The organism is Streptomyces sp. 2A115 (assembly GCF_052245575.1).
Classification (GTDB): domain Bacteria; phylum Actinomycetota; class Actinomycetes; order Streptomycetales; family Streptomycetaceae; genus Streptomyces.
In genome coordinates this window covers 147,772-169,870 of the sequence record NZ_JBQQCG010000009.1, presented here as the reverse complement: position 1 = coordinate 169,870, position 22,099 = coordinate 147,772, and the positions used below count along the sequence as shown (strand labels likewise).

Here is a 22,099-nt window from a genome sequence, read left to right as displayed (position 1 = left end):
CGGTATCAGACCGCCCTCATCAGCAGGGTCGCGGCGATGAGGACCGCCGCACCGCCGAACATCGAGACCGCGTACGACCGCGCGTAGCCGTTCTGCAGCTTGCGGAGCCGTCCGGAGAGGCCGCCCATCGAGGCAGCCGAGCCGTTGACGACCCCGTCGACCAGGGAGTGGTCGACGTACACCAGGGAGCGCGTGAGGTGCTCTCCGCCCCGTACGAGAACTACGTGGTTGAAGTCGTCCTGGAGGAGGTCGCGCCGGGCGGCCCTGGTGAGCAGCGAGCCGCGCGGGGCGACGACCGGGACAGGACGGCGCCCGTACTGGGCGTACGCGAGCCCGGCGCCGATGACGAGCACCACCATGGTGGAGAGCGTGACCGTCGTCGCGCTGATCGGCGGATTCCCGTGCGCATGCTCGGTGACGGGCTCCAGCCAGTGCAGGAAGCGGTCGCCGATGCCGAAGAAGGCGCCCGCGAAGACCGAACCGAAGGCGAGCACGATCATCGGGATCGTCATGGACTTCGGGGACTCGTGCGGGTGCGGCTCGCCCGTCGCGGCAGCGACATGATCAGACGCAGCCTCGCCACGGTGCTCGGCGGCGGGCTCCACGCTCGGCTCGGCCGGAGACGGTGTCGGCGCGTGGCGCCAGCGCTCCTCTCCGAAGAAGGTCATCAGCATCACGCGCGTCATGTAGTACGCGGTGATGGCCGCGCCCAGCAGGGCAACGCTGCCAAGGATCCAGCCCTCGGTGCCGCCCTTGGCGAAGGCCGCCTCGATGATCTTGTCCTTGGAGAAGAAGCCGGACAGACCGGGGAAGCCGATGATCGCGAGGTAGCCGAGACCGAACGTCACGAAAGTGACCGGCATGTACTTCCTCAGGCCGCCGTACTTCCTCATGTCCACCTCGTCGTTCATGCCGTGCATGACCGAACCGGCGCCGAGGAAGAGCCCGGCCTTGAAGAAGCCGTGCGTCACCAGGTGCATGATCGCGAAGACGTAGCCGATGGGGCCGAGGCCCGCCGCGAGGATCATGTAGCCGATCTGCGACATGGTCGATCCGGCGAGCGCCTTCTTGATGTCGTCCTTGGCACAACCGACGATCGCACCGAAGAGGAGCGTGACCGCTCCGACCACGGTGGTCGCGAGCTGTGCGTCCGGCGCGGCGTTGAAGATCTCCCCGGAGCGGACGATCAAGTACACGCCCGCGGTCACCATGGTCGCGGCGTGGATGAGGGCCGAGACCGGGGTCGGGCCCTCCATCGCGTCCCCGAGCCAGGACTGCAGCGGCACCTGGGCGGACTTTCCGCAGGCGGCGAGCAGCAGCATCAGGCCGATGGCGGTGAGCTTGCCCTCGCTGGTGTCCCCGGTGGACTCCAGGACCGGCCCGAAGGCGAAGGTCCCGAACGTGGTGAACATCAGCATGATCGCGATCGAAAGCCCCATGTCACCGACGCGGTTGACCAGGAAGGCCTTCTTCGCGGCGGTGGCGGCGCTGGGCTTGTGCTGCCAGAAGCCGATCAGGAGGTACGAGGCGAGGCCGACGCCCTCCCAGCCGACGTACAGCAGCAGATAGTTGTCGGCGAGGACGAGCAGCAGCATCGCCGCGAGGAACAGGTTCAGATAGCCGAAGAAGCGGCGGCGCCGCTCGTCGTGCTCCATGTACCCGATCGAGTACAGGTGGATCAGCGAGCCGACGCCGGTGATCAGCAGCACGAACGTCATCGACAGCTGGTCGAGCTGGAAGGCGACGTCAGCCTGGAAGCCCTCGACGGGGATCCAGCTGAACAGGTGCTGGGCGATGGCCCGGTGCTCCTCGTCCTTCCCCAGCATGTCGGCGAAGAGGATCGCGCCGATCACGAAGGAGACGGACGCGAGGGCCGTGCCGATCAGATGGCCGACGGCGTCCAGCCGCCGGCCGCCGCACAACAGTACGGCCGCTCCGAGCAGAGGCGCCGCTACGAGCAGCGCAATCAGGTTCTCCACGATTCAGCGACCCCTTACAGCTTCATCAGGCTGGCGTCGTCGACCGAGGCCGAGTGGCGGGAACGGAACAGCGACACGATGATCGCGAGCCCGACCACGACCTCCGCGGCGGCGACGACCATCGTGAAGAAGGCGATGATCTGGCCGTCGAGATTGCCGTGCATCCGGGAGAAGGCGACGAGCGCGAGGTTGCAGGCGTTGAGCATGAGCTCGACGCACATGAACACCACGATCGCGTTCCGCCTGATCAGGACGCCGGTGGCGCCGATCGTGAACAACAGGGCGGCGAGGTAGAGGTAGTTGACGGGGTTCACTTCGTGGCCTCCTCTTCCCGGCCGAGCCGATCCTCGGAGCGCTGCTCCAGGGCTTTCAGATCGTTGATCGCGTCGGTCGACACGTCGCGGATCTGGCCGCGGTCCCGCAGCGTCTTGATGACGGTGAGCTCCGATGCGGTCCCGTCAGGGAGGAGACCCGCGATGTCCACCGCGTTGTGCCGGGCGTAGACACCGGGCGCGGGCATCGGAGGCAGCTGCTTGCCTTCCCGTACGCGCTCCTCCGACAGCTCGCGCTGGGTCTTGGCACGCTCGGTGCGCTCGCGGTGGGTGAGCACCATGGCGCCGACGGCTGCCGTGATGAGCAGGGCGCCCGTGATTTCGAAGGCGAAGACGTACTTCGTGAAGATGAGGGCCGCGAGACCCTCCACGTTGCCACCGGCGTTGGCCTGGGCCAGGCCGTTGAACTCGTTCAGCGACGCGTTGCCGATGCCCGCGCACAGCAGGATGCCGAAGCCGAGGCCGCACACGAGGGCCAGCCAGCGCTGGCCCTTGATGGTCTCCTTCAGGGAGTCCGCCGCGGTGACACCGACGAGCATGACCACGAAGAGGAACAGCATCATGATCGCGCCGGTGTAGACGACAACCTGCACGATGCCCAGGAAGTAGGCGCCGTTGGCGAGGTAGAACACCGCCAGAATGATCATGGTTCCGGCGAGGCAGAGCGCACTGTGCACGGCCCTCTTCATGAAGACGGTGCACAGGGCGCCGATCACGGCGACAGTGCCGAGCACCCAGAACTGGAAGGCCTCTCCCGTGGACGTGGAGTAGGCGGCGAGATCCATCATCGGCCGATCACCTTCTCCGACGCCGGCTCGTCCTCTCCGAAGGTCGAGGCGGCCTCTTGCGGGACCTCGCCCTTGGAGAGGGCGACCTGACGTTCCGTACCCGGCGCCGCCTCCGTCACCAGCCCGCGGTAGTAGTCCTGCTCGTCCGTCCCGGGGAAGATCGAATGCGGGCTGTCGACCATGCCCTCATCGAGGCCGGCGAGCAGCTGCTCCTTGGTGTAGATGAGGTTGGCGCGGCTGCTGTCGGCCAGCTCGAACTCGTTGGTCATCGTCAGCGCGCGCGTGGGGCACGCCTCGATGCACAGGCCGCACAGAATGCAGCGGGCGTAGTTGATCTGGTAGACGCGGCCGTACCGCTCGCCCGGGGAGTAGCGCTCCTCCTCGGTGTTGTCCGCGCCCTCCACGTAGATGGCGTCAGCGGGACAGGCCCAGGCACACAGCTCGCAGCCGATGCACTTCTCCAGGCCGTCCGGATGGCGGTTGAGCTGGTGCCGGCCGTGGAACCGCGGGGCGGTGGTCTTCTGCTGCTCCGGATACTGCTCGGTCAGCCGCTTCTTGAACATGGCCTTGAAGGTCACGCCGAAGCCTGCGACGGGATTCTGGAAACCGGGTTTGGTCTCCTTCGGCTCATCAGCCATCGGACGCCTCCTTTCCGTCACGAGGTCCATCGGTTCCGTCACTGGCAGTATCGACCCCGCCACTGACAATCAACTCCCGCTCCCGGCGCGGACGTCGCCGCGGCACCGGCGGAAGCTCCTGTCCCGGCAGTGGCGGTACGGGGAATCCGCCCGCCATCGGGTCGAAGACGGGGGGCTCGGGCGGCACCTCCTGAGCGGCCTTCCGGTCACGGAACATATCGGCGAGGAAGGAGAGCAGGAGCAGGACAAGGACGGCGCCGCCCACGTACAGGGCGATGTCGGCGAAGTCGTAGTTCTCGTTCCTGAGCGTCCGTACGGTCGCGACGAGCATCAGCCACACCACGGAGACCGGGATGAGGACCTTCCAGCCGAGCTTCATCAGCTGGTCGTAGCGGACACGCGGGAGCGTGCCGCGCAGCCAGATGAAGAAGAACAGCAACAGCTGCACCTTGATGACGAACCAGAGCATCGGCCACCAGCCGTGGTTCGCACCCTCCCAGAAGGTGCTGACCGGCCATGGAGCCCGCCAGCCGCCCAGGAAGAGCGTCACGGAGACCGCCGAGACCGTCACCATGTTCACGTACTCGGCGAGCATGAACAGCGCGAACTTGATCGACGAGTACTCGGTGTTGAAGCCGCCGACCAGGTCGCCCTCGGACTCCGGCATGTCGAACGGGGCACGGTTGGTCTCGCCGACCATCGTCACGATGTAGATCAGGAACGAGACGGGCAGCAGGATGATGTACCAGCGGTCCTGTTGCTGGGCGACGATCTCCGAGGTCGACATCGACCCGGAGTAGAGGAACACCGACGCGAAGGCGGCGCCCATGGCGATCTCGTACGAGATCATCTGCGCGCAGGAGCGCAGACCTCCGAGCAGCGGATACGTGGACCCGGAGGACCAGCCCGCGAGCACGATCCCGTAGATGCCGACCGAGGCGACCGCGAGGATGTAGAGCATCGCGATCGGCAGGTCGGTGAGTTGCATCGTGGTGCGCTGGCCGAAGATCGAGACCTCGTTGCCGGCCGGCCCGAAGGGGATCACGGCGATCGCCATGAAGGCCGGGATCGCGGCGACGATGGGCGCGAGGACGTAGACCACCTTGTCCGCGCGTTTGACGACGAGGTCTTCCTTGAGCATCAGTTTGATGCCGTCGGCGAGCGACTGGAGCATGCCCCAGGGGCCGTGCCGGTTGGGGCCGATGCGCAGCTGCATCCAGGCGACGACCTTGCGCTCCCACACGATGGAGAAGAGCACGGTGATCATCAGGAAGGCGAAGCAGAAGACCGCCTTGATGACGACCAGCCACCAGGGGTCGCGGCCGAACATGGAGAGGTCTTCAGCCGCGAGGTACGGGGTGACCGCGAGGTGCGGGGTCATGCCTCCACCTCCTTGAGGGCCTCGGTGGCGAGCGTCGCCGGGCCGATGCGGACGAGTGCGCCGGGCAGCGCGCCCGTGTCCGAGGCGACGCCTCCCCCGGCGGAGTTCAGCGGGAGCCAGACCACGCGGTCGGGCATCTCCGTGATCTGCAGCGGGAGTTCGACCACTCCGGAGGGTCCGGTCACGGCCAGTGCGTCGCCGTCCTTGACGCCCGCCTCGGCGGCCGTGGCGGGCGACACGCGCGCGCGTGCGGCGTGCCGTGTCCCGGCGAGTGCCTCGTCGCCCTCCTGGAGGCGGCCCTGGTCGAGCAGCAGCCGGTGCCCGGCAAGCACGGCCTCCCCGGCCGCGGGTCGCGGCAGTTGGGCGGCGGTTTCCAGCGGCTCGGTGGCCCGCGGCCCGTCCCAGGCGCCGAGCCGGTCGAGCTCCACACGCGCGGTGCGCAGGTCGGGAAGACCGAGGTGTACGTCCATGGCGTCGGCGAGCATCTGCAGGACACGCCCGTCGGTGGGCGCCAGGCGGCGTGTCATCTGATCGGGCTTGAGCGCGGCCTCGAAGAGACGTGCCCTGCCTTCCCAATTGAGGAAGGTGCCCGCCTTCTCGGCGACCGCCGCGACGGGCAGTACGACGTCCGCGTGCTCGGTGACCTCACCGGGACGCAGTTCCAGCGACACCAGGAAGCCCACTTCGGACAGTGCCTCACGCGCGCGTGCCGGGTCGGGAAGGTCCGCGACCTCGACGCCCGCGACGACGAGCGCGGACAGCTCGCCCGTGGCGGCGGCCTCGACGATCTGTCCGGTGTCACGGCCGTAGCGGTGCGGGAGTTCGGCGACCCCCCAGGCGGCGGCGATCTCGACCCGCGCGCGCGGGTCGGTGGCCGGGCGCCCGCCGGGCAGCAGCGAGGGCAGTGCCCCCGCCTCGACGGCGCCGCGCTCCCCGGCCCGGCGCGGAATCCACACCAGCTGGGCACCGGTCGCGGACGAGGCCCGTACGGCGGCGGTGAGCCCGCCCGCCACGGAGGCCAGCCGCTCACCGACGACGATCACCGCGCCCTCGGCACGCAGCGCATCGGAGGCCTTCGCCCCGTCACCCTCCAGGCCGACCCCGGAGGCGAGCGCGTCCAGCCACTCGGTCTCGGTGCCCGGCGCGGCGGGCAGCAGCGTGCCGCCGGCCTTCTCCAGGCCGCGTGTCGCGTACGTGGCCAGGGAGAACGTCATCTGTCCATGTCCGCGCCAGGCCTTGCGCAGCCTCAGGAAGACGCCGGGTGCCTCCTCCTCGGACTCGAATCCGACGAGCAGGACGGCGGGTGCCTTCTCCAGAGAGGTGTACGTGACGCCCGTACCGTCGAGGTCCCGGCCGCGTCCGGCGACCTGGGCGGCCAGGAAGTCGGCCTCCTCGCCGCTGTGCACGCGCGCGCGGAAGTCGATGTCGTTCGTGTCGAGGGCCACGCGCGCGAACTTGCTGTACGCGTAGGCGTCTTCGACGGTGAGACGGCCGCCGGTCAGGACGCCGGCCCTGGAGCGCGCCGCCAAGAGCCCCTGAGCGGCGGCTTCCAGAGCCTCCGGCCAGGAGGCGGGCTCGAGTTCTCCCTCAGAGTTGCGTACGAGAGGCGTCTCCAGTCGGTCACGCTGCTGCGCGTACCGGAAACCGAACCGCCCCTTGTCGCACATCCACTCCTCGTTGACCTCGGGGTCGTTCGCCGCGAGGCGGCGCATGACCTTGCCGCGCCGGTGGTCGGTGCGGGTGGCGCAGCCGCCGGAGCAGTGCTCGCACACCGAAGGGGACGAGACGAGGTCGAAGGGGCGCGAGCGGAAGCGGTACGCCGCCGACGTCAGCGCCCCCACCGGGCAGACCTGGATGGTGTTCCCGGAGAAGTACGACTCGAAGGGGTCGCCCTCACCGGTGCCGATCTGCTGGAGCGCGCCCCGCTCGACCATCTCGATCATCGGGTCGCCCGCGATCTGGTTCGAGAAGCGGGTGCACCGGGCGCACAGCACACAGCGCTCGCGGTCGAGCAGCACCTGTGTGGAGATCGGGACCGGCTTCTCGTACGTCCGCTTCTTGCCCTCGAAGCGGGACTCCGCGTGGCCGTGCGACATGGCCTGGTTCTGCAGGGGGCACTCGCCGCCCTTGTCGCATACCGGGCAGTCCAGCGGGTGGTTGATGAGCAGCAGCTCCATCACACCCTTCTGGGCCTTCTCCGCGACGGGCGAGGTGAGGTGGGTCTTGACGACCATCCCGTCCGTACAGGTGATCGTGCAGGACGCCATGGGCTTGCGCTGGCCCTCGACCTCGACGATGCACTGGCGGCAGGCGCCGGCCGGGTCGAGGAGCGGGTGGTCGCAGAAGCGGGGGATCTCGATGCCGAGCTGTTCGGCGGCGCGGATGACCAAGGTGCCCTTGGGCACGCTGATCTCCGCTCCGTCGATGGTCAGCGAGACGAGATTTTCCGGCGGAATCGCCGCCTCCCCGCCCCCGGAGGGAGCGCTTGTGGTCACTGTCATGCGTTCACCTCCGTGTGCTTGTCCGCCCAGACGGTCGACTTCGCCGGGTCGAAGGGGCAGCCCCGGCCCCTGATGTGCTCCTCGTACTCCGCGCGGAAGTACTTGAGGGAGGAGAAGATCGGCGAGGCGGCGCCGTCGCCGAGGGCGCAGAAGGACTTGCCGTTGATGTTGTCGGCGATGTCGTTCAGCTTGTCGAGGTCGGACATGACGCCCTTGCCGGCCTCGATGTCGCGCAGCAACTGCACGAGCCAGTACGTCCCTTCGCGGCAGGGCGTGCACTTGCCGCAGGACTCATGGGCGTAGAACTCGGTCCATCGCGTGACCGCCCGGACCACGCAGGTCGTCTCGTCGAAGCACTGCAGCGCCTTGGTGCCGAGCATCGAGCCTGCGGCGGCCACACCCTCGTAGTCGAGCGGGACGTCGAGGTGCTCGTCGGTGAACATCGGGGTCGAAGAGCCGCCCGGCGTCCAGAACTTCAGCCGGTGGCCCGGCCGGATCCCGCCGCTCATGTCGAGCAGCTGACGGAGCGTGATGCCGAGCGGTGCCTCGTACTGACCGGGGTTGGCGACATGGCCGCTGAGCGAGTAGAGCGTGAAGCCCGGGGACTTCTCGCTGCCCATCGAGCGAAACCATTCTTTGCCTTTGTGGAGAATCGCGGGAACCGACGCGATCGACTCGACGTTGTTCACAACAGTTGGGCAGGCATAGAGGCCCGCGACGGCAGGGAAAGGGGGACGAAGTCGCGGCTGCCCACGACGGCCTTCGAGCGAGTCGAGCAGTGCGGTCTCCTCGCCACAGATGTACGCGCCCGCGCCCGCGTGCACCGTGAGCTGGAGATTGAGTCCGCTGCCCAGGATGTTCTCGCCGAGGTAGCCCGCCGCGTAGGCCTCGCGCACGGCCTCGTGCAACCGCCGCAGCACGGGGACCACTTCACCGCGCAGATAAATGAAGGCATGCGAGGACCGGATCGCATAACAGGCGATGACAATGCCCTCAATGAGGCTGTGCGGGTTCGCGAAGAGGAGCGGGATGTCCTTACAAGTGCCCGGCTCTGATTCGTCGGCGTTGACAACTAGATAGTGAGGCTTTCCATCACCCTGGGGAATGAACTGCCACTTCATTCCCGTAGGGAATCCCGCGCCGCCGCGGCCGCGCAGACCGGCGTCCTTCACATACGCGATGAGGTCGTCCGGCGTCATGGCGAGCGCCTTGCGCAGTCCCTCGTACCCGTCGTGCCTCCGGTAGACGTCCAGCGTCCAGGACTTCTCCTCGTCCCAGAAGGCCGACAGCACCGGTGCGAGCAGCTTCTCGGGGCTGGTGTCGTTGTTGATCTCGGCTGCCAAGGTCATCACTCACCCTCCTCGGCGACGGGCCCGGCCGGGTGGGCGGGGTCGGAGGCCGACGTGTCCTGCGGCGCGTCGTGCGAACTGAGGTGTTCGGTCGGTGACGGCTCGTGCGGCGGCTCGCCCTGGGGTGCGGCACCGGTGCGCGGGTGGACCACGCGTGCGGGGGCCTTCTCGCCCTTGGCCAGCCGGAGGCCGACCAGTGAGGCGGGTCCCGCGCTGCCGCCCGCCTCGACCGCGCCGGCGCGCTCGTCGGGGAAGCCCGCCAGGATGCGGGCGGTGTCCTTGAACGTGCACAAGGGGGCGCCGCGCGTCGGCTCGACCTGTGTTCCCGCGCGCAGGTCGTCGACGAGGCTCTTCGCGCTCGCCACGGTCTGGTTGTCGAAGAACTCCCAGTTGACCATCACGACCGGTGCGAAGTCGCAGGCCGCGTTGCACTCGATGTGCTCCAGCGTGACCTTGCCGTCGTCGGTGGTCTCGCCGTTGCCGACGCCCAGGTGCTCCTGGAGGGCGGAGAAGATGGCGTCGCCGCCCATGACCGCGCACAGGGTGTTGGTGCAGACGCCCACCTGGTAGTCACCGCTCGGCTTGCGCCGGTACATGGAGTAGAAGGTGGCGACGGCGGTGACCTCGGCTGTGGTGAGGTCGAGCATCTCCGCGCAGAACCGCTGCCCCGTGCGCGTCACATGGCCCTCCTCCGCCTGCACCAGATGCAGCAACGGAAGGAGGGCGGAGCGGGAGTCCGGATAGCGGGCGATGACCTCGCGCGCGTCCGCCTCGAGCCGGGCTCGAACGTCGTCCGGGTAGTCGGGCGCGGGCAGTTGGGGCATGCCCAGGCTGATGCCTTGTGCCCCCTGTACGCCCTGCTCGGAAGGAGTGGTGGTCACCGGTCGACGCCTCCCATCACGGGGTCGATGGACGCGACGGCGACGATGACGTCGGCGACCTGGCCGCCCTCGCACATCGCCGCCATGGCCTGCAGATTGGTGAAGGACGGGTCGCGGTAGTGGACCCGGTAGGGGCGGGTGCCTCCGTCGGACACGACGTGCACCCCGAGCTCGCCCTTGGGCGACTCGACAGCGGCGTACGCCTGGCCGGGCGGGACCCGGAAGCCCTCGGTCACCAGCTTGAAGTGGTGGATCAGGGCCTCCATGGAGGTGCCCATGATCTTCTTGATGTGGTCGAGCGAGTTGCCCAGCCCGTCCGGGCCAAGCGCGAGTTGCGCGGGCCAGGCGATCTTCTTGTCGGAGACCATGACCGGACCGGGCTGCAGCCGGTCCAGGCACTGCTCGACGATCCGCAGCGACTGGCGCATCTCCTCCAGGCGGATCAGGAAGCGCCCGTACGCGTCGCAGGTGTCGGTGGTCGGGACGTCGAAGTCGAACGTCTCGTAGCCGCAGTACGGCTGGGCCTTGCGCAGGTCGTGCGGCAGGCCGGCCGAGCGGAGGATCGGGCCGGTGGCGCCGAGGGCCATGCAGCCGGCCAGGTCGAGATAGCCGATGTCCTGCATGCGGCCCTTGAAGATGGGGTTCCCGGTGGCGAGCTTGTCGTACTCGGGAAGGTTCTTCTTCATCTTCTTCACGAACTCGCGGATCTGGTCCACCGCGCCCGGGGGCAGGTCCTGGGCGAGGCCGCCGGGCCGGATGAACGCATGGTTCATGCGCAGGCCGGTGATCAGCTCGTAGAGGTCGAGAATGAGTTCACGATCGCGGAAGCCGTAGATCATGATCGTGGTGGCGCCGAGCTCCATGCCGCCGGTGGCGATGCACACCAGGTGCGAGGAGAGCCGGTTCAGCTCCATCAGGAGCACGCGGACGAGGGTCGCGCGGTCCGGGATCTCGTCCTCGATGCCGAGGAGCTTCTCGACGGCGAGGCAGTACGCGGTCTCGTTGTAGAAGGACGTCAGGTAGTCCATGCGCGTCACGAAGGTCGTGCCCTGTGTCCACGTACGGAACTCGAGGTTCTTCTCGATGCCGGTGTGGAGGTAGCCGATGCCGCAGCGGGCCTCGGTGACCGTCTCACCGTCGATCTCCAGGATGAGCCGGAGCACGCCGTGCGTGGACGGGTGCTGCGGGCCCATGTTGACGACGATGCGCTCGTCGTCGGCCCTGGCCGCGGTCTGGACGACCTCGTCCCAGTCGCCGCCGGTGACCGTGTACACGGTCCCCTCGGTCGTCTCGCGGGCGGAAGCGGCTGATGCGTGCGACGTGCTCATGAGTACGACCTCCGCTGGTCCGGAGCCGGGATCTGGGCGCCCTTGTACTCGACGGGGATGCCGCCGAGGGGATAGTCCTTGCGCTGCGGAAAGCCCTGCCAGTCGTCCGGCATCATGATCCGCGTCAGCGCCGGGTGGCCGTCGAAGACGATGCCGAAGAAGTCGTACGTCTCGCGCTCGTGCCAGTCGTTCGTCGGATAGACGGAGACGAGGGACGGGATGTGCGGGTCGGCGTCGGGGGCGCTGACTTCGAGGCGGATCAGCCGATTGTGGGTGAGCGAGCGCAGGTGGTAGACGGCGTGCAGCTCGCGCCCCTTGTCCTGCGGGTAGTGGACTCCGCTGACGCCCGTGCAGAGCTCGAAGCGCAGGGCCGGGTCGTCGCGCAGGGTCTGGGCGACGCGGAGCAGGTGCTCGCGCTCGACGTGGAAGGTGAGCTCGTCGCGGTCGACGACCGTCTTCTCGATCGCGTTCTCGGGGACGAGTCCCTGTTCCTCCAGGGCGCCCTCCAGCTCGTCGGCCACCTCGTCGAACCAACCGCCGTACGGGCGGGTGGCCGGGCCCGGTAGCCGGACCGAGCGGACGAGGCCGCCGTAGCCGGAGGTGTCCCCGCCGTTGTTGGCGCCGAACATGCCGCGCTGGACGCGGATCTCCTCGCCGCCCTCGCCGCGCTGGCCCGGGAGGTTGTCGGCGCCGAGGTCCTTCTCGGGGTTGACGCCGTTGCCGTTCGCGTCGCTCACCGCAGCAGGCCCTTCATCTCGATGGTGGGAAGCGCCTTGAGCGCCGCTTCCTCCGCCTCGCGGGCCGCCTCCTCGGCGTTCACGCCGAGCTTCGAGGACTGGATCTTCTGGTGGAGCTTGAGAATCGCGTCCATCAGCATCTCGGGCCGCGGCGGACAGCCGGGCAGATAGATATCGACAGGGACGATGTGATCGACGCCCTGCACGATCGCGTAGTTGTTGAACATGCCGCCCGACGAGGCGCAAACCCCCATGGAGATCACCCACTTGGGGTTCGGCATCTGGTCGTAGACCTGCCTCAGGACCGGTGCCATCTTCTGGCTGACACGCCCTGCGACGATCATCAGGTCGGCCTGGCGCGGCGAGCCGCGGAAGACCTCCATGCCGAAGCGCGCCAGGTCGTAGCGGCCCGCGCCCGTCGTCATCATCTCGATGGCGCAGCACGCGAGGCCGAAGGTGGCGGGAAAGACGGACGACTTGCGCACCCACCCCGCGGCCTGCTCGACGGTGGTCAGCAGGAAACCGCTCGGCAGCTTTTCTTCGAGTCCCATGCTCAGTGGCTCCTCTGTCCCCTAGACGGGGTTCAGTCCCATAGGGGGTTCAGTCCCATTCCAGGCCGCCGCGCCGCCATACGTACGCGTACGCGACGAAGACGGTGAGCACGAAGAGCAGCATCTCCACGAGCCCGAAAACCCCGAGCGCGTCGAAGGTGACGGCCCAGGGATAGAGGAAGACGATCTCGATATCGAAAATGATGAAGAGCATCGCCGTCAGGTAGTACTTGATGGGGAACCGCCCGCCGCCGGCCGGCGTGGGGGTCGGCTCGATACCGCACTCGTAAGCCTCGAGCTTGGCCCGGTTGTATCGCTTTGGACCGATAAGCGTGGCCATGACCACGGAGAAGATCGCAAAGCCTGCCCCGAGGGCTCCCAGTACGAGGATGGGCGCATACGCGTTCACCGCTCCTCGCTCCTCTCAGTCGGCATTGACTGCTGGCGGTTACATCGGGCGGCGCTCCTGCCTCACGAACCCCATGAACCTCATGAGGCCCACGAGCTCCGTGCGGCTCCACGAAGATCGTGTACATGTGAAGCAGGTCACAAGCCCAACTGCCCCGCATCCTATGCCTGCCGGTCTGTGATCTGCGACACGGGGTGCGACAACGTCTTTGTGATCTCCACCACCCGACGAAGGATCATGAAGTCGGATGAGCGTCGATCTTCGAACGAGAAGCGTCCGAGTGATCACCAGAGGTGACATTTTCGCTCGTTATCGCTGGTCCAGGATGCGGCGCTTTACCAAGAGGCTGGGAGCCAAGGCAAATTGGCGTTGGCCGCCGACGCTTGATAGTGGAAGTCGTTCACACTTCGGGGGTAGTTGGAGGGCCGGTGTGGACGGCGGGGCGTGCGTGCATCCGTTCACGAGCGGGACACGGTGTCGACACAGCTTCGACCCGACCTCGACCCGACCCCACGCGCACGGCACGACTGCCGCGGTGACCGTTCCGTGACCTGCGCCACATCCAGGCGGGGCCGAATAAGCCGGGCTTGGCCATCGGCCCCAACGAGTGCTAGGTGGCGGGCAATTCGGACGTAATGTGAAAAGGCCTTGATCACAGGCGGGTTGGGCCGTGTCCACAATGCCCGTTACGGCGTCAATAAGGAACGACAGGTGCGGGATTCAGGCGACCCATTGAGTAAATGTGGCGCACCACACGTTTCTTGAAGGTATGGAGGAGCCCCTGATACCGGTTGTACTCATGTCCCACACCGCTCACATACGCAGCCACCGGAAACCCCGGCCTCGCAGCAGTTCGACGCTCGCGATGCGCGCCGGAGTTGCCGGTGGCGTCCTCAGCACCCTGGCAGTGGCCGGTGCGTCCGGATCGGCGAACGCGGCCGAGTCGACGACCCAGACCATGTCGCTGCCCGCACTCACGGCCGACCTGGCCGCTCAGGTCGCCGAGTCCGCGGATGTCACCCAGCAGGCCGCCGCCGACTACGAACTGCGGGCCGAGCGTGACGCTGCCGCCGCCAAGGCCGCCAAGCAGGCCAAGGCGGACCTCGCCGACGCGAAGAAGAAGGCGGAGGTCAAGCAGAAGGCCGAGGACGCTCGCAAGGCCGCCGCGGAGCGCGCCACGCGGTCCTCCGAGCGGACCACGCTCACCACCCCCTCCGCGAGCACCGCCGACGTCCCCGCCCCGGCGAGCGGCAGTGTCGCCACTGTCATCAGCTTCCTCCAGGCGCAGGTCGGTGACGCCTACGTCTTGGGCGCCACCGGTCCCAACGCGTGGGACTGCTCCTCGCTGATGCAGGCAGCGTTCAAGCAGGTCGGCGTGGATCTGCCGCGGGTCTCCCAGGACCAGTCGATGGCCGGCACGCCGGTCTCGCTGGACGACCTCCAGGTCGGCGACATCCTGTACTGGGGTGCCAAGGGCTCGGCGTACCACACGGGCGCCTACATCGGCGGCGGCAAGTACCTGGACGCCGCGAACCCCTCGAAGGGCGTCGTCATCCAGGACCTGTCGGGCTACCCGGCGACCGGCGCGGTGCGCGTGCTCTGACCTTCGGTCAGCGTTGTGACCGCTCTGACGGGCCGCTTCCCATGTGGGGGGAGCGGCCCGCAGGCGCGGTCTCAGGAGCCCGGCGTCAACGGCCCGGCCCAGGAGCGCGGGCCTCAGGAGCGCGGCCTCAGCAGCAGGGTCTCAGCCCAGGTCGAACGTGTTGCGCAGCCCCAGCTTGTAGCGGACTTCGTCCACCCGCTTCAGCGGCTCCAGCTCCGGCGGCCGGAAGAGTTCCCAGGTCTCGCACCGCTCGGCGCCCGAATTGTCCGCGTCCAGCAGTGCGTTGACGGCCAGCCGGGCCGACTCGTTGGCGCCCTCCATCGTCGCGAGATCCACATCCGTACGGACGAAGTCGCCCGCGAGGAAGAAGTTCGGCACCGCCGTGCGGGCGGACGGGCGGTTGTAGAGCGTGCCCGTCGGGTGGATCAGCAGCTGCTCGCGGTTCTGCGGGTCGGGGCCGCCGAGGCCCGTCACCGCCGGGTCCATGAACCAGCCGAGCCGGTCGTCGTCGGTGAGCGTCGTCTTGCCCGCGTCGTTCAGACCGTCCTTCAGCTGCGCCCAGCACTCGGCGACGATCTCCTCGCGTGTGCACTCCCGCGCCGTCTTGCCGTACAGGATCCCGGGCAGGTCCCATTCGGAGACGATGGCGGAGAGACAGTCGGACGCCCGCCCGTCCCCGTAGTCCTCCGGAAAGTTCCGTACGTCCCAGAACTGGGCCTGGCCGATTCCGGTCACCGCCCAGGGCGAGTCGAGGCAGTTGATGTGTCCGTGCACCACGGGCGTCGGGGTGCGCAGATAGAACATGACCCCGACCATCCAGTCCGTCTTCAGCGCGTCGCACTTCGCCAGCTGCGGATCGGCGGCGCGCAGGGCCGGGCCCCACGTCGTGCGGGCGTGCTCGACGGGCAGGGCGGAGACGTAGTGGTCGGCGGTGACGGTACGGGCCTCACCGCCGTCCGGCGCGGACACGCGTACGCCGCTGACCCTGCCGCCCTCGTACACGACGTCGTTCACCTTGGTGCCGAGGACGAACTCCACGCCGAGTGAGCGCAGGTGAGTGACCCAGGGGTCGATCCAGGCCTCGCTCGTGGGGGCGTTCAGGACGCGGTCGACGTCCGCGTCGCCGTCCATGCCGCGGCCGAGGAGCCCCCACAGCATCAGGGCCTCGATGATGATGCGGCCGACCGTGCGGGTGGAGGCCTCCTGGGCGCGGGTGGCGACGAGGTTGCGGGTCTGTCCGATACCGAGGAGCATCTGGTACTCCTCGCTCATCTCCCCGGCCCGGATGAAGTCCCACCAGGCGGTCTTCTCCCAGTCGTCCTCGCGGCGGGCGTCGCAGCTGGTGAGATGGACGAGCAGGCGGTCGGCGAAGTACGCGGCCTCGTGCGCGGGCAGCCGGGTGCCGAGGTCGAGGACGCTCAGCACCTGGTCGCGGATCCAGGACGGGGTGAGGTCCACCGGCCGCGGCGGGGTCGTCAGGCGGCGCAGCGGGAAGTGCAGGTCGGGGCGGCCGGCCTCGCGGGCGAAGAGGGCCTCGGTGCCGCTGCGGAGGTTGTCGTGGACGCCGTTCGGGTTGCCTGGGAAGGGGATGCGACGCAGGGTGTCGGGGAGGTTTCGGTAGAAACCGGGAAAGAAGCGGAAGCCGTGTTCGCCGGGGAGCGGTTTGCGGCCCTCGGAGCCCGTGCCGGGGACGTCCATCGAGCGGGCTTTGCCGCCGAGGACGTCGTAGTACTCGTATACGGTCACGGCGTAGCCCCGCTCGGCGAGTTCCTGCGCGGCGCTCAGCCCGGACACGCCACCGCCGAGGACCGCGACACGCTTCCCGGCCGCCGCGGGCCCTGCGGCGGCCGCGCTCCCGGCCGTGCCGAGCGCCGCTGCCGTCCCTAACGCGGCCGCGCCGACGGCTCCTCCGGCTCCGGCGAGGAACCGTCTGCGCGTGTGACCCGTGAGCCCTGGGTAACCCGCGAGGTCTAGGTGACCCGTGTTCTCCTGCTGAGGGTCCATGTGTTCTGTTGTCATGGGTACGGCAGGGTAGAGAGAGCGGCCATGAGGCGAAAGGCACCGAACCAGCCACCACAGCACCCTCACACGGCGTTCGTGAACCCGGTGTTCATGAGCCCGGTGTTCATGAGCGATGTTGGTGGCCCAGGCCCGATCTAGGCCTTCGGAGCCACCTTGCTCAGGCCGTTGATGATGCGGTCCATCGCGTCGCCGCCCGTCGGGTCCGTCAGGTTGGCGAGCATCTTGAGCGTGAACTTCATCAGGAGCGGGTGGGTGAGACCGCGCTGCGCGGCGATCTTCATGACCTTCGGGTTGCCGATGAGCTTCACGAAAGCGCGGCCGAGGGTGTAATAGCCGCCGTAGGTGTCCTTGAGGACCTTCGGGTAGCGCTGGAGGGCGAGTTCGCGCTGGGCGGGGGTGGCGCGGGCGTGGGCCTGGACGATGACGTCGGCGGCGATCTGGCCGGACTCCATGGCGTAGGCGATGCCCTCGCCGTTGAAGGGGTTCACCATGCCGCCCGCGTCGCCGACGAGCAACAGGCCCTTGGTGTAGTGGGGCTGGCGGTTGAAGGCCATGGGGAGGGCGGCGCCGCGGATCGGGATCGTCATGTTCTCCGGGGTGTAACCCCAGTCCTCGGGCATTGAGGCGCACCAGGCTTTGAGAACCTCACGCCAGTCCAGTTCCTTGAAGGAGTTGGAGGTGTTCAGGACCCCGAGGCCGACATTCGACGTGCCGTCGCCCATGCCGAAGATCCAGCCGTAGCCGGGAAGGAGACGGTCCTCGCCGGGGCCGCGGCGGTCCCACAGCTCCAGCCAGGACTCCAGGTAGTCGTCCTCGTGGCGCGGGGACGTGAAGTACGTACGCACCGCGACGCCCATCGGGCGGTCCTCACGGCGGTGCAGACCCATCGCCAGGGAAAGCCGGGTCGAGTTGCCGTCGGCCGCCACGACCAGCGGCGCGTGGAAGGTGACTTCGCGCTTCTCCTTGGAGTCGACGTCACCGAGCTTCGCCCGGACCCCCGTGATGCGGCCCGTTTGGTCGTCGATGATCGGGGCACCGACGTTGCAGCGCTCGTACAGCCGCGCGCCCGCCTTCTGCGCCTGCCGGGCCAGCTGCTCGTCGAAGTCGTCGCGCTTGCGTACGAGTCCGTAGTCCGGGTAAGCGGCGAGATCCGGCCAGTCCAGCTGGAGACGGACACCGCCGCCGATGATGCGCAGCCCCTTGTTCCGGAGCCAGCCCGCCTCCTCCGAGATGTCGATGCCCATCGACACGAGCTGCTTGGTGGCGCGGGGCGTCAGCCCGTCACCGCACACCTTTTCCCGCGGAAACGCGGTCTTTTCCAGGAGCAGGACATCCAGCCCGGCCTTCGCCAGGTAGTACGCGGTGGTGGAACCGGCTGGCCCGGCCCCGACGACGATCACATCGGCGGTGTGTTCGGAGAGGGGTCGGGGCTCGGTCACGGCGGGTTCTCCCCAAGTCTCGAAGTCGTGAAGTCAGTCGTGAAGTCAGTCTGAGGTTGATCTTGAAGTCGGTCTTGAAGCTTGAAGTCGGTCTTGAACTCGCGAAATCCCGAAACGCAAAGTCTCGAAATCCGTGTGCCGACGGGCACTGGACATGGGCAGTCTATGCAGCAGTACCGATCACCTGGCTGAAGGGTTGCCCCGTGAACCGAGCTCTCCCCGTGGTACACCTGCGTGTCCCCACCGACGAGGACACCTTCGCCTGGCACCGGATCTTCGACCACCCGGACGTGATGGAGTTCCACGGCGGCAAGTCGGCCGAGCTGTCCGTGTACGAGGAGTTGACCGCACGGCAGCGTCGGCACGACGCCGAGCACGGCTTCTGCTTCTGGACCATGCTCGACGAGGAAGGGCAGGTCATCGGCTTCACCGGCGCCCAGCCGTGGCCGTACGAGTGGGGCCCGAAGGGCGAGATCGAGCTCGGCTGGCGGCTCGGACGGGAGTACTGGGGCAAGGGATACGTCACCGCGGCCGCGCAGGCCGCGCTGGAACGGGTGAGCGCGACAGGCGTACGCAGCGTGGTGGCGATGGTGAACTCGCGCAACGAACGCTCCATCGCGGTGACCAGACGCCTCGGCATGGAGCTCGCCGAGACATTCACGTCACCGAAGTCGAATCAGCTCGGGCACTGCTATCGACTGGTTCTCTGACGCCTGGCGACTGGTCGGCTGTCGGCTGTCGGCTGTCGGCTGTCGGCTGTCGGCTGTCGGCTGTCGGCTGTCGGCCGGAGCTTCGACGACTTCCGGCTCGTACTCTGACGGCTGCCGACTGGATCTCCAACGGCTGCCCGCTCGTACTCTCACGGCCGTCGGCCGGAGCTTCGACGACTTCCGGCTCGTACTCTGACGGCTGCCGACTGGATCTCCAACGGCTGCCCGCTCGTACTCTCACGGCCGTCGGCTGAAGCTTCGACGACTTCCGGCTCGTACTCTGACGGCTGCCGACTGGATCTCCGACGGCTGCCCGCTCGTTCTCTCACGGCCGTCGGCTGAAGCTTCGACGACTTCCGGCTGATCTCCGACGGCTTCCCGCCGGGGCTCCGACGGGCTTCCCGCCGGGCCTCCGGCCCGAGGCCCGGCGACTTCCGGCAGGGCCCGGCAAGGCTTACTCTGCCGGTACCGCTGGGGGTGACGTCTGTGCGCATAACACCCAAGACATCCGAAGTGCGCGTACCACGGCTCGTCGGTCTGATGGCCGTGGACGCGCGCGAGACGGCCGAGGCGCGTGGGGTGTTACTCGCCGCGCCCGACCGGCCCGACTTCCATCTGACCGTCGTCGACTACGTCGTACGCCAGTACCCGCGGCCCGGCGCCGAGGTGCCACGCGGAGCGGTCGTGACGGTGTGGTTCGACCTCGGCGAGGGTGAGGGCGGCGGGGGCGCGGGGGTACGCGAGCCACGGCTGCCTCGACCGCCGTCGGGCGGGCTGCAACGCGAACTCGACACGCCGGGCGACCCGTTCGAGGTCCTCAGGTGAGCCCCGCGAGACTGCTCAGCCCTGCTTGAAACCCCGGTGGAGCGCCACGACCCCGCCCGTGAGGTTGCGCCAGGCGACCTTCGACCAGCCGGCCTTGCGCAGGCGTTCGGCGAGGGCGGGCTGGTCCGGCCAGTCGCGGATGGACTCGGCGAGATAGACGTACGCGTCGGGGTTTGAGGAGACCGCACGGGCCACCGACGGCAGGGCGCGCATCAGGTACTCGGTGTAGACCGTGCGGAAAGGCGCCCAGGTCGGGTGTGAGAACTCGCAGATCACCACCCGCCCGCCAGGCCGCGTCACCCGGTACAGCTCGCGCAGCGCCGCGTCCGTGTCCTGCACGTTCCGCAGCCCGAAGGAGATCGTCACCGCGTCGAAGGTGTCGTCCTTGAACGGCAGCTTGGTGGCGTCGCCCGCCGTGAGCGGCAGCCAGGGATGGTTCTTCTTGCCGACCTTGAGCATCCCGAGGGAGAAGTCGCAGGGGACGACGTACGCACCCGTGCGCGCGAAGGGGAGGGAGGAGGTCGCCGTCCCGGCGGCCAGGTCCAGGATCTTCTGCGCCGGCCGCGCGTCGACCGCCTTCGCGACTTCCTTGCGCCACACCCGGTCCTGGCCGAGCGACAGCACGTCGTTCGTCAGGTCGTACCGTTCCGCCACGTCGTCGAACATCGAGGCGACTTCGTGCGGCTGCTTGTTCAGGGATGCGCGGGTCACGGTCCCATTGTGGCAGTACAGGCCTGGCGGGTCTCCAGCGCCCGGTCCGTACGCCGGTCTCGGAAATCCGTCCAGGAATCCTGTGTTTGGGCTGCGGGACAGTTGTGGTTTGTCGCCATCGGCTTCGCTCGAGCGGGGACCCCCATCGCTGCGGAGCCGCATATGTCGCAGCCCCGCGCCCCTGAAGAAGAAGGCGAGCTCAGCGGCGGCGATGCACCAAGCGGCCCGCGCATACCGTGGCCAGGCACGCCCCGTCCTCGTCGAAGACCGCCAGGTCAGCGCGTCCCGCGTCGGTGATCGCCGTGGAGCGGGAGCGCGGGAGGACGACGACGTCGTTGCGCCCAGCGGCTGACCGGAGTTCGGGCGTGTCCGCGTATTCCTCCAGAACCGCCACCGCGCCCAACTTCAGCACGGCATGCACACGTTCACGCGGTGTCGGGGCGGCCGGGAGCGGCCCTTCATGGATGAGAGCGGGGCCGAGGACACCGGGCCAACGCCGTACGCGAGCGCCCGGGAACCGTTCCTGGAGCTCCGCCAGCGGCCCGGTACCGGCCACCCGGATCCCGTCCACAGCAACGGCGCCGTCCTTGACCGGCTCGGCGTCACCCCACGCATGCCGCAGCTCGTCCGCCGCGTGAATCGTCAGCACAACAGGGCCAGTCGGACACTAGTTGGAGGCGAGCAGCTTCAACTCGGGGTGAGCCGTCCCGCCCTCGATCGCCGTGGACGAGATGTGCGACTGGACCCGCTCGTCGACGGGGTCGTTCGCCGGATCGTCGTGGACGACCAGGTGCTCGTACGTCGTCGCCCGCTGGGCCGGGACGCGTCCCGCCTTGCGGATCAGGTCGATGATCTCCATCCGGTTGGAGCGGTGCTTGGCACCGGCCGAGGAGACGACGTTCTCCTCCAGCATGATCGAACCGAGGTCGTCGGCGCCGTAGTGCAGCGACAGCTGGCCGACCTCCTTGCCGGTGGTCAGCCACGAACCCTGGATGTGGGCGATGTTGTCCATGAACAGCCGCGCGATGGCGATCATCCGCAGGTACTCGAAGAGCGTCGCCTGCGTACGGCCCTTGAGGTGGTTGTTCTCGGGCTGATACGTGTACGGGATGAAGGCGCGGAAGCCGCCCGTCCGGTCCTGTACGTCACGGATCATCCGCAGGTGCTCGATGCGCTCGGCGTTGGTCTCGCCCGTACCCATGAGCATGGTGGACGTCGACTCGACACCCAGCCCGTGCGCGGTCTCCATGATCTCCAGCCAGCGCTCGCCGCTCTCCTTCAGCGGGGCGATCGCCTTGCGCGGCCGCGCCGGGAGGAGTTCCGCACCGGCTCCGGCGAAGGAGTCGAGACCGGCGGCGTGAATGCGCGAGATGGCCTCTTCCACACTCACCTTGGAGATACGGGCCATGTGCTCGACCTCGCTCGCCCCCAGGCTGTGGATGACGAGCTGCGGGTACGCGGCCTTGATCGCGGCGAAGTGCTTCTCGTAGTACTCGACGCCGTAGTCCGGGTGGTGCCCGCCCTGGAACATGATCTGCGTGCCGCCGAGTTCGACGGTCTCCGCGCAGCGGCGCAGGATGTCGTCGAGGTCGCGGGTCCAGCCCTTTGCGGTGTCCTTCGGCGCGGCGTAGAAGGCGCAGAACTTGCACGCCGTGACGCAGACGTTCGTGTAGTTGATGTTGCGCTCGATGATGTACGTCGCGATGTGCTCGGTACCGGCGTACCTGCGGCGGCGTACGGCGTCGGCGGCGGCGCCCAGCGCGTGCAGCGGGGCGTCCCGGTAGAGGTCGAGCGCCTCTTCCGGGGTGATCCGCCCACCCTCGGCGGCACGGTCGAGGACGGACTGAAGGTCGGCCTTCTCGGTCACCGGGACGGTCCCTTTCATAAGGGTGTGGACGGACTGATCCAGCGTACG

The 22,099-nt window shown here is 68.2% G+C and carries 20 protein-coding genes; 3 read left to right on the top strand and 17 right to left on the bottom strand.

Annotation, left to right across the window (positions count from 1 at the left end; genetic code table 11):
- Positions 1-5: 5 nt before the first annotated feature.
- From nuoL to ACTWQR_RS11240, 12 genes are read right to left on the bottom strand one after another with little or no spacing between them, the layout of a single operon-like run.
- Positions 6-1,979 (bottom strand): NADH-quinone oxidoreductase subunit L, encoded by a 1,974-nt coding sequence (gene nuoL, locus ACTWQR_RS11295; RefSeq protein ID WP_443226833.1) that lies wholly within the window; start codon positions 1,977-1,979, stop codon positions 6-8.
- 14 nt (positions 1,980-1,993) lie between these two features.
- Entirely contained in the window at positions 1,994-2,293 is a 300-nt protein-coding gene (gene nuoK / locus ACTWQR_RS11290) for an NADH-quinone oxidoreductase subunit NuoK (RefSeq protein ID WP_009310327.1), read from the bottom strand.
- The gene (locus ACTWQR_RS11285) at positions 2,290-3,099 is read right to left on the bottom strand and encodes an NADH-quinone oxidoreductase subunit J (RefSeq protein WP_443226832.1); all 810 of its coding nucleotides are present in this window, start codon (positions 3,097-3,099) and stop codon (positions 2,290-2,292) included. The genes nuoK and ACTWQR_RS11285 overlap by 4 nt, the downstream gene beginning before the upstream one ends.
- Entirely contained in the window at positions 3,096-3,737 is a 642-nt protein-coding gene (gene nuoI / locus ACTWQR_RS11280; RefSeq protein ID WP_443226831.1) for an NADH-quinone oxidoreductase subunit NuoI, read from the bottom strand. The genes ACTWQR_RS11285 and nuoI overlap by 4 nt, the downstream gene beginning before the upstream one ends.
- Positions 3,730-5,118 (bottom strand): NADH-quinone oxidoreductase subunit NuoH, encoded by a 1,389-nt coding sequence (gene nuoH, locus ACTWQR_RS11275; protein WP_443226830.1) that lies wholly within the window; start codon positions 5,116-5,118, stop codon positions 3,730-3,732. Before nuoH ends, nuoI begins: the two co-directional genes overlap by 8 nt.
- A complete protein-coding gene (locus tag ACTWQR_RS11270; protein WP_443226829.1) occupies positions 5,115-7,619 on the bottom strand; it encodes an NADH-quinone oxidoreductase subunit G in 2,505 nt (834 codons plus the stop codon). Before ACTWQR_RS11270 ends, nuoH begins: the two co-directional genes overlap by 4 nt.
- Positions 7,616-8,971: an NADH-quinone oxidoreductase subunit NuoF gene (gene nuoF, locus ACTWQR_RS11265; protein ID WP_443226828.1), complete on the bottom strand. Its 1,356-nt coding sequence runs from the start codon at positions 8,969-8,971 to the stop codon at positions 7,616-7,618. The genes ACTWQR_RS11270 and nuoF overlap by 4 nt, the downstream gene beginning before the upstream one ends.
- Positions 8,968-9,849: an NADH-quinone oxidoreductase subunit NuoE gene (nuoE, locus tag ACTWQR_RS11260; RefSeq protein ID WP_443226827.1), complete on the bottom strand. Its 882-nt coding sequence runs from the start codon at positions 9,847-9,849 to the stop codon at positions 8,968-8,970. Before nuoE ends, nuoF begins: the two co-directional genes overlap by 4 nt.
- Complete coding sequence (locus tag ACTWQR_RS11255) at positions 9,846-11,177, bottom strand: NADH-quinone oxidoreductase subunit D (protein WP_443226826.1); 1,332 nt, start codon at positions 11,175-11,177, stop codon at positions 9,846-9,848. The genes nuoE and ACTWQR_RS11255 overlap by 4 nt, the downstream gene beginning before the upstream one ends.
- On the bottom strand, positions 11,174-11,914 hold the full coding sequence (locus ACTWQR_RS11250; RefSeq protein WP_443226825.1) for an NADH-quinone oxidoreductase subunit C: 741 nt from the start codon (positions 11,912-11,914) through the stop codon (positions 11,174-11,176). Before ACTWQR_RS11250 ends, ACTWQR_RS11255 begins: the two co-directional genes overlap by 4 nt.
- Positions 11,911-12,465 carry a NuoB/complex I 20 kDa subunit family protein gene (locus ACTWQR_RS11245; RefSeq protein WP_018528252.1) on the bottom strand — a complete coding sequence of 185 codons (555 nt, stop codon included), beginning with the start codon at positions 12,463-12,465 and terminating at the stop codon, positions 11,911-11,913. The genes ACTWQR_RS11250 and ACTWQR_RS11245 overlap by 4 nt, the downstream gene beginning before the upstream one ends.
- 49 nt (positions 12,466-12,514) lie before the next feature.
- Positions 12,515-12,874: an NADH-quinone oxidoreductase subunit A gene (locus ACTWQR_RS11240; RefSeq protein ID WP_033319564.1), complete on the bottom strand. Its 360-nt coding sequence runs from the start codon at positions 12,872-12,874 to the stop codon at positions 12,515-12,517.
- A 769-nt stretch (positions 12,875-13,643) separates the two neighbouring features.
- Here ACTWQR_RS11240 and ACTWQR_RS11235 point away from each other — a divergent pair.
- Positions 13,644-14,477 carry a C40 family peptidase gene (locus ACTWQR_RS11235; RefSeq protein ID WP_443226824.1) on the top strand — a complete coding sequence of 278 codons (834 nt, stop codon included), beginning with the start codon at positions 13,644-13,646 and terminating at the stop codon, positions 14,475-14,477.
- Between the two features lie 141 nt (positions 14,478-14,618).
- Here the strand turns inward: ACTWQR_RS11235 and ACTWQR_RS11230 are convergent, their stop codons facing one another.
- Positions 14,619-16,496, bottom strand: a complete 1,878-nt coding sequence (locus ACTWQR_RS11230) for a hydroxysqualene dehydroxylase (protein ID WP_443226823.1) — start codon at positions 16,494-16,496, stop codon at positions 14,619-14,621.
- Between the two features lie 137 nt (positions 16,497-16,633).
- A complete protein-coding gene (locus ACTWQR_RS11225) occupies positions 16,634-17,938 on the bottom strand; it encodes a geranylgeranyl reductase family protein (protein WP_443226822.1) in 1,305 nt (434 codons plus the stop codon).
- A gap of 203 nt (positions 17,939-18,141) precedes the next feature.
- Between ACTWQR_RS11225 and ACTWQR_RS11220 the strand changes: the two genes are divergently transcribed.
- Entirely contained in the window at positions 18,142-18,648 is a 507-nt protein-coding gene (locus ACTWQR_RS11220; protein ID WP_443226821.1) for a GNAT family N-acetyltransferase, read from the top strand.
- Between the two features lie 513 nt (positions 18,649-19,161).
- Positions 19,162-19,473, top strand: coding sequence for a PASTA domain-containing protein (locus tag ACTWQR_RS11215; protein WP_443226820.1), 312 nt, complete (start codon positions 19,162-19,164; stop codon positions 19,471-19,473).
- Between the two features lie 15 nt (positions 19,474-19,488).
- Here ACTWQR_RS11215 and ACTWQR_RS11210 read toward each other — a convergent pair whose 3' ends face one another.
- The 3 genes from ACTWQR_RS11210 to mqnC all read right to left on the bottom strand — a co-directional run bounded on the left by ACTWQR_RS11210 (position 19,489) and on the right by mqnC (position 22,051).
- Positions 19,489-20,184 (bottom strand): demethylmenaquinone methyltransferase, encoded by a 696-nt coding sequence (locus ACTWQR_RS11210; RefSeq protein WP_443226819.1) that lies wholly within the window; start codon positions 20,182-20,184, stop codon positions 19,489-19,491.
- 199 nt (positions 20,185-20,383) lie between these two features.
- The gene (locus ACTWQR_RS11205; protein ID WP_443226818.1) at positions 20,384-20,833 is read right to left on the bottom strand and encodes a hypothetical protein; all 450 of its coding nucleotides are present in this window, start codon (positions 20,831-20,833) and stop codon (positions 20,384-20,386) included.
- Positions 20,834-20,851: 18 nt separating this feature from the next.
- The gene (gene mqnC / locus ACTWQR_RS11200) at positions 20,852-22,051 is read right to left on the bottom strand and encodes a cyclic dehypoxanthinyl futalosine synthase (RefSeq protein WP_443226817.1); all 1,200 of its coding nucleotides are present in this window, start codon (positions 22,049-22,051) and stop codon (positions 20,852-20,854) included.
- Between the last annotated feature and the right edge of the window lie 48 nt (positions 22,052-22,099).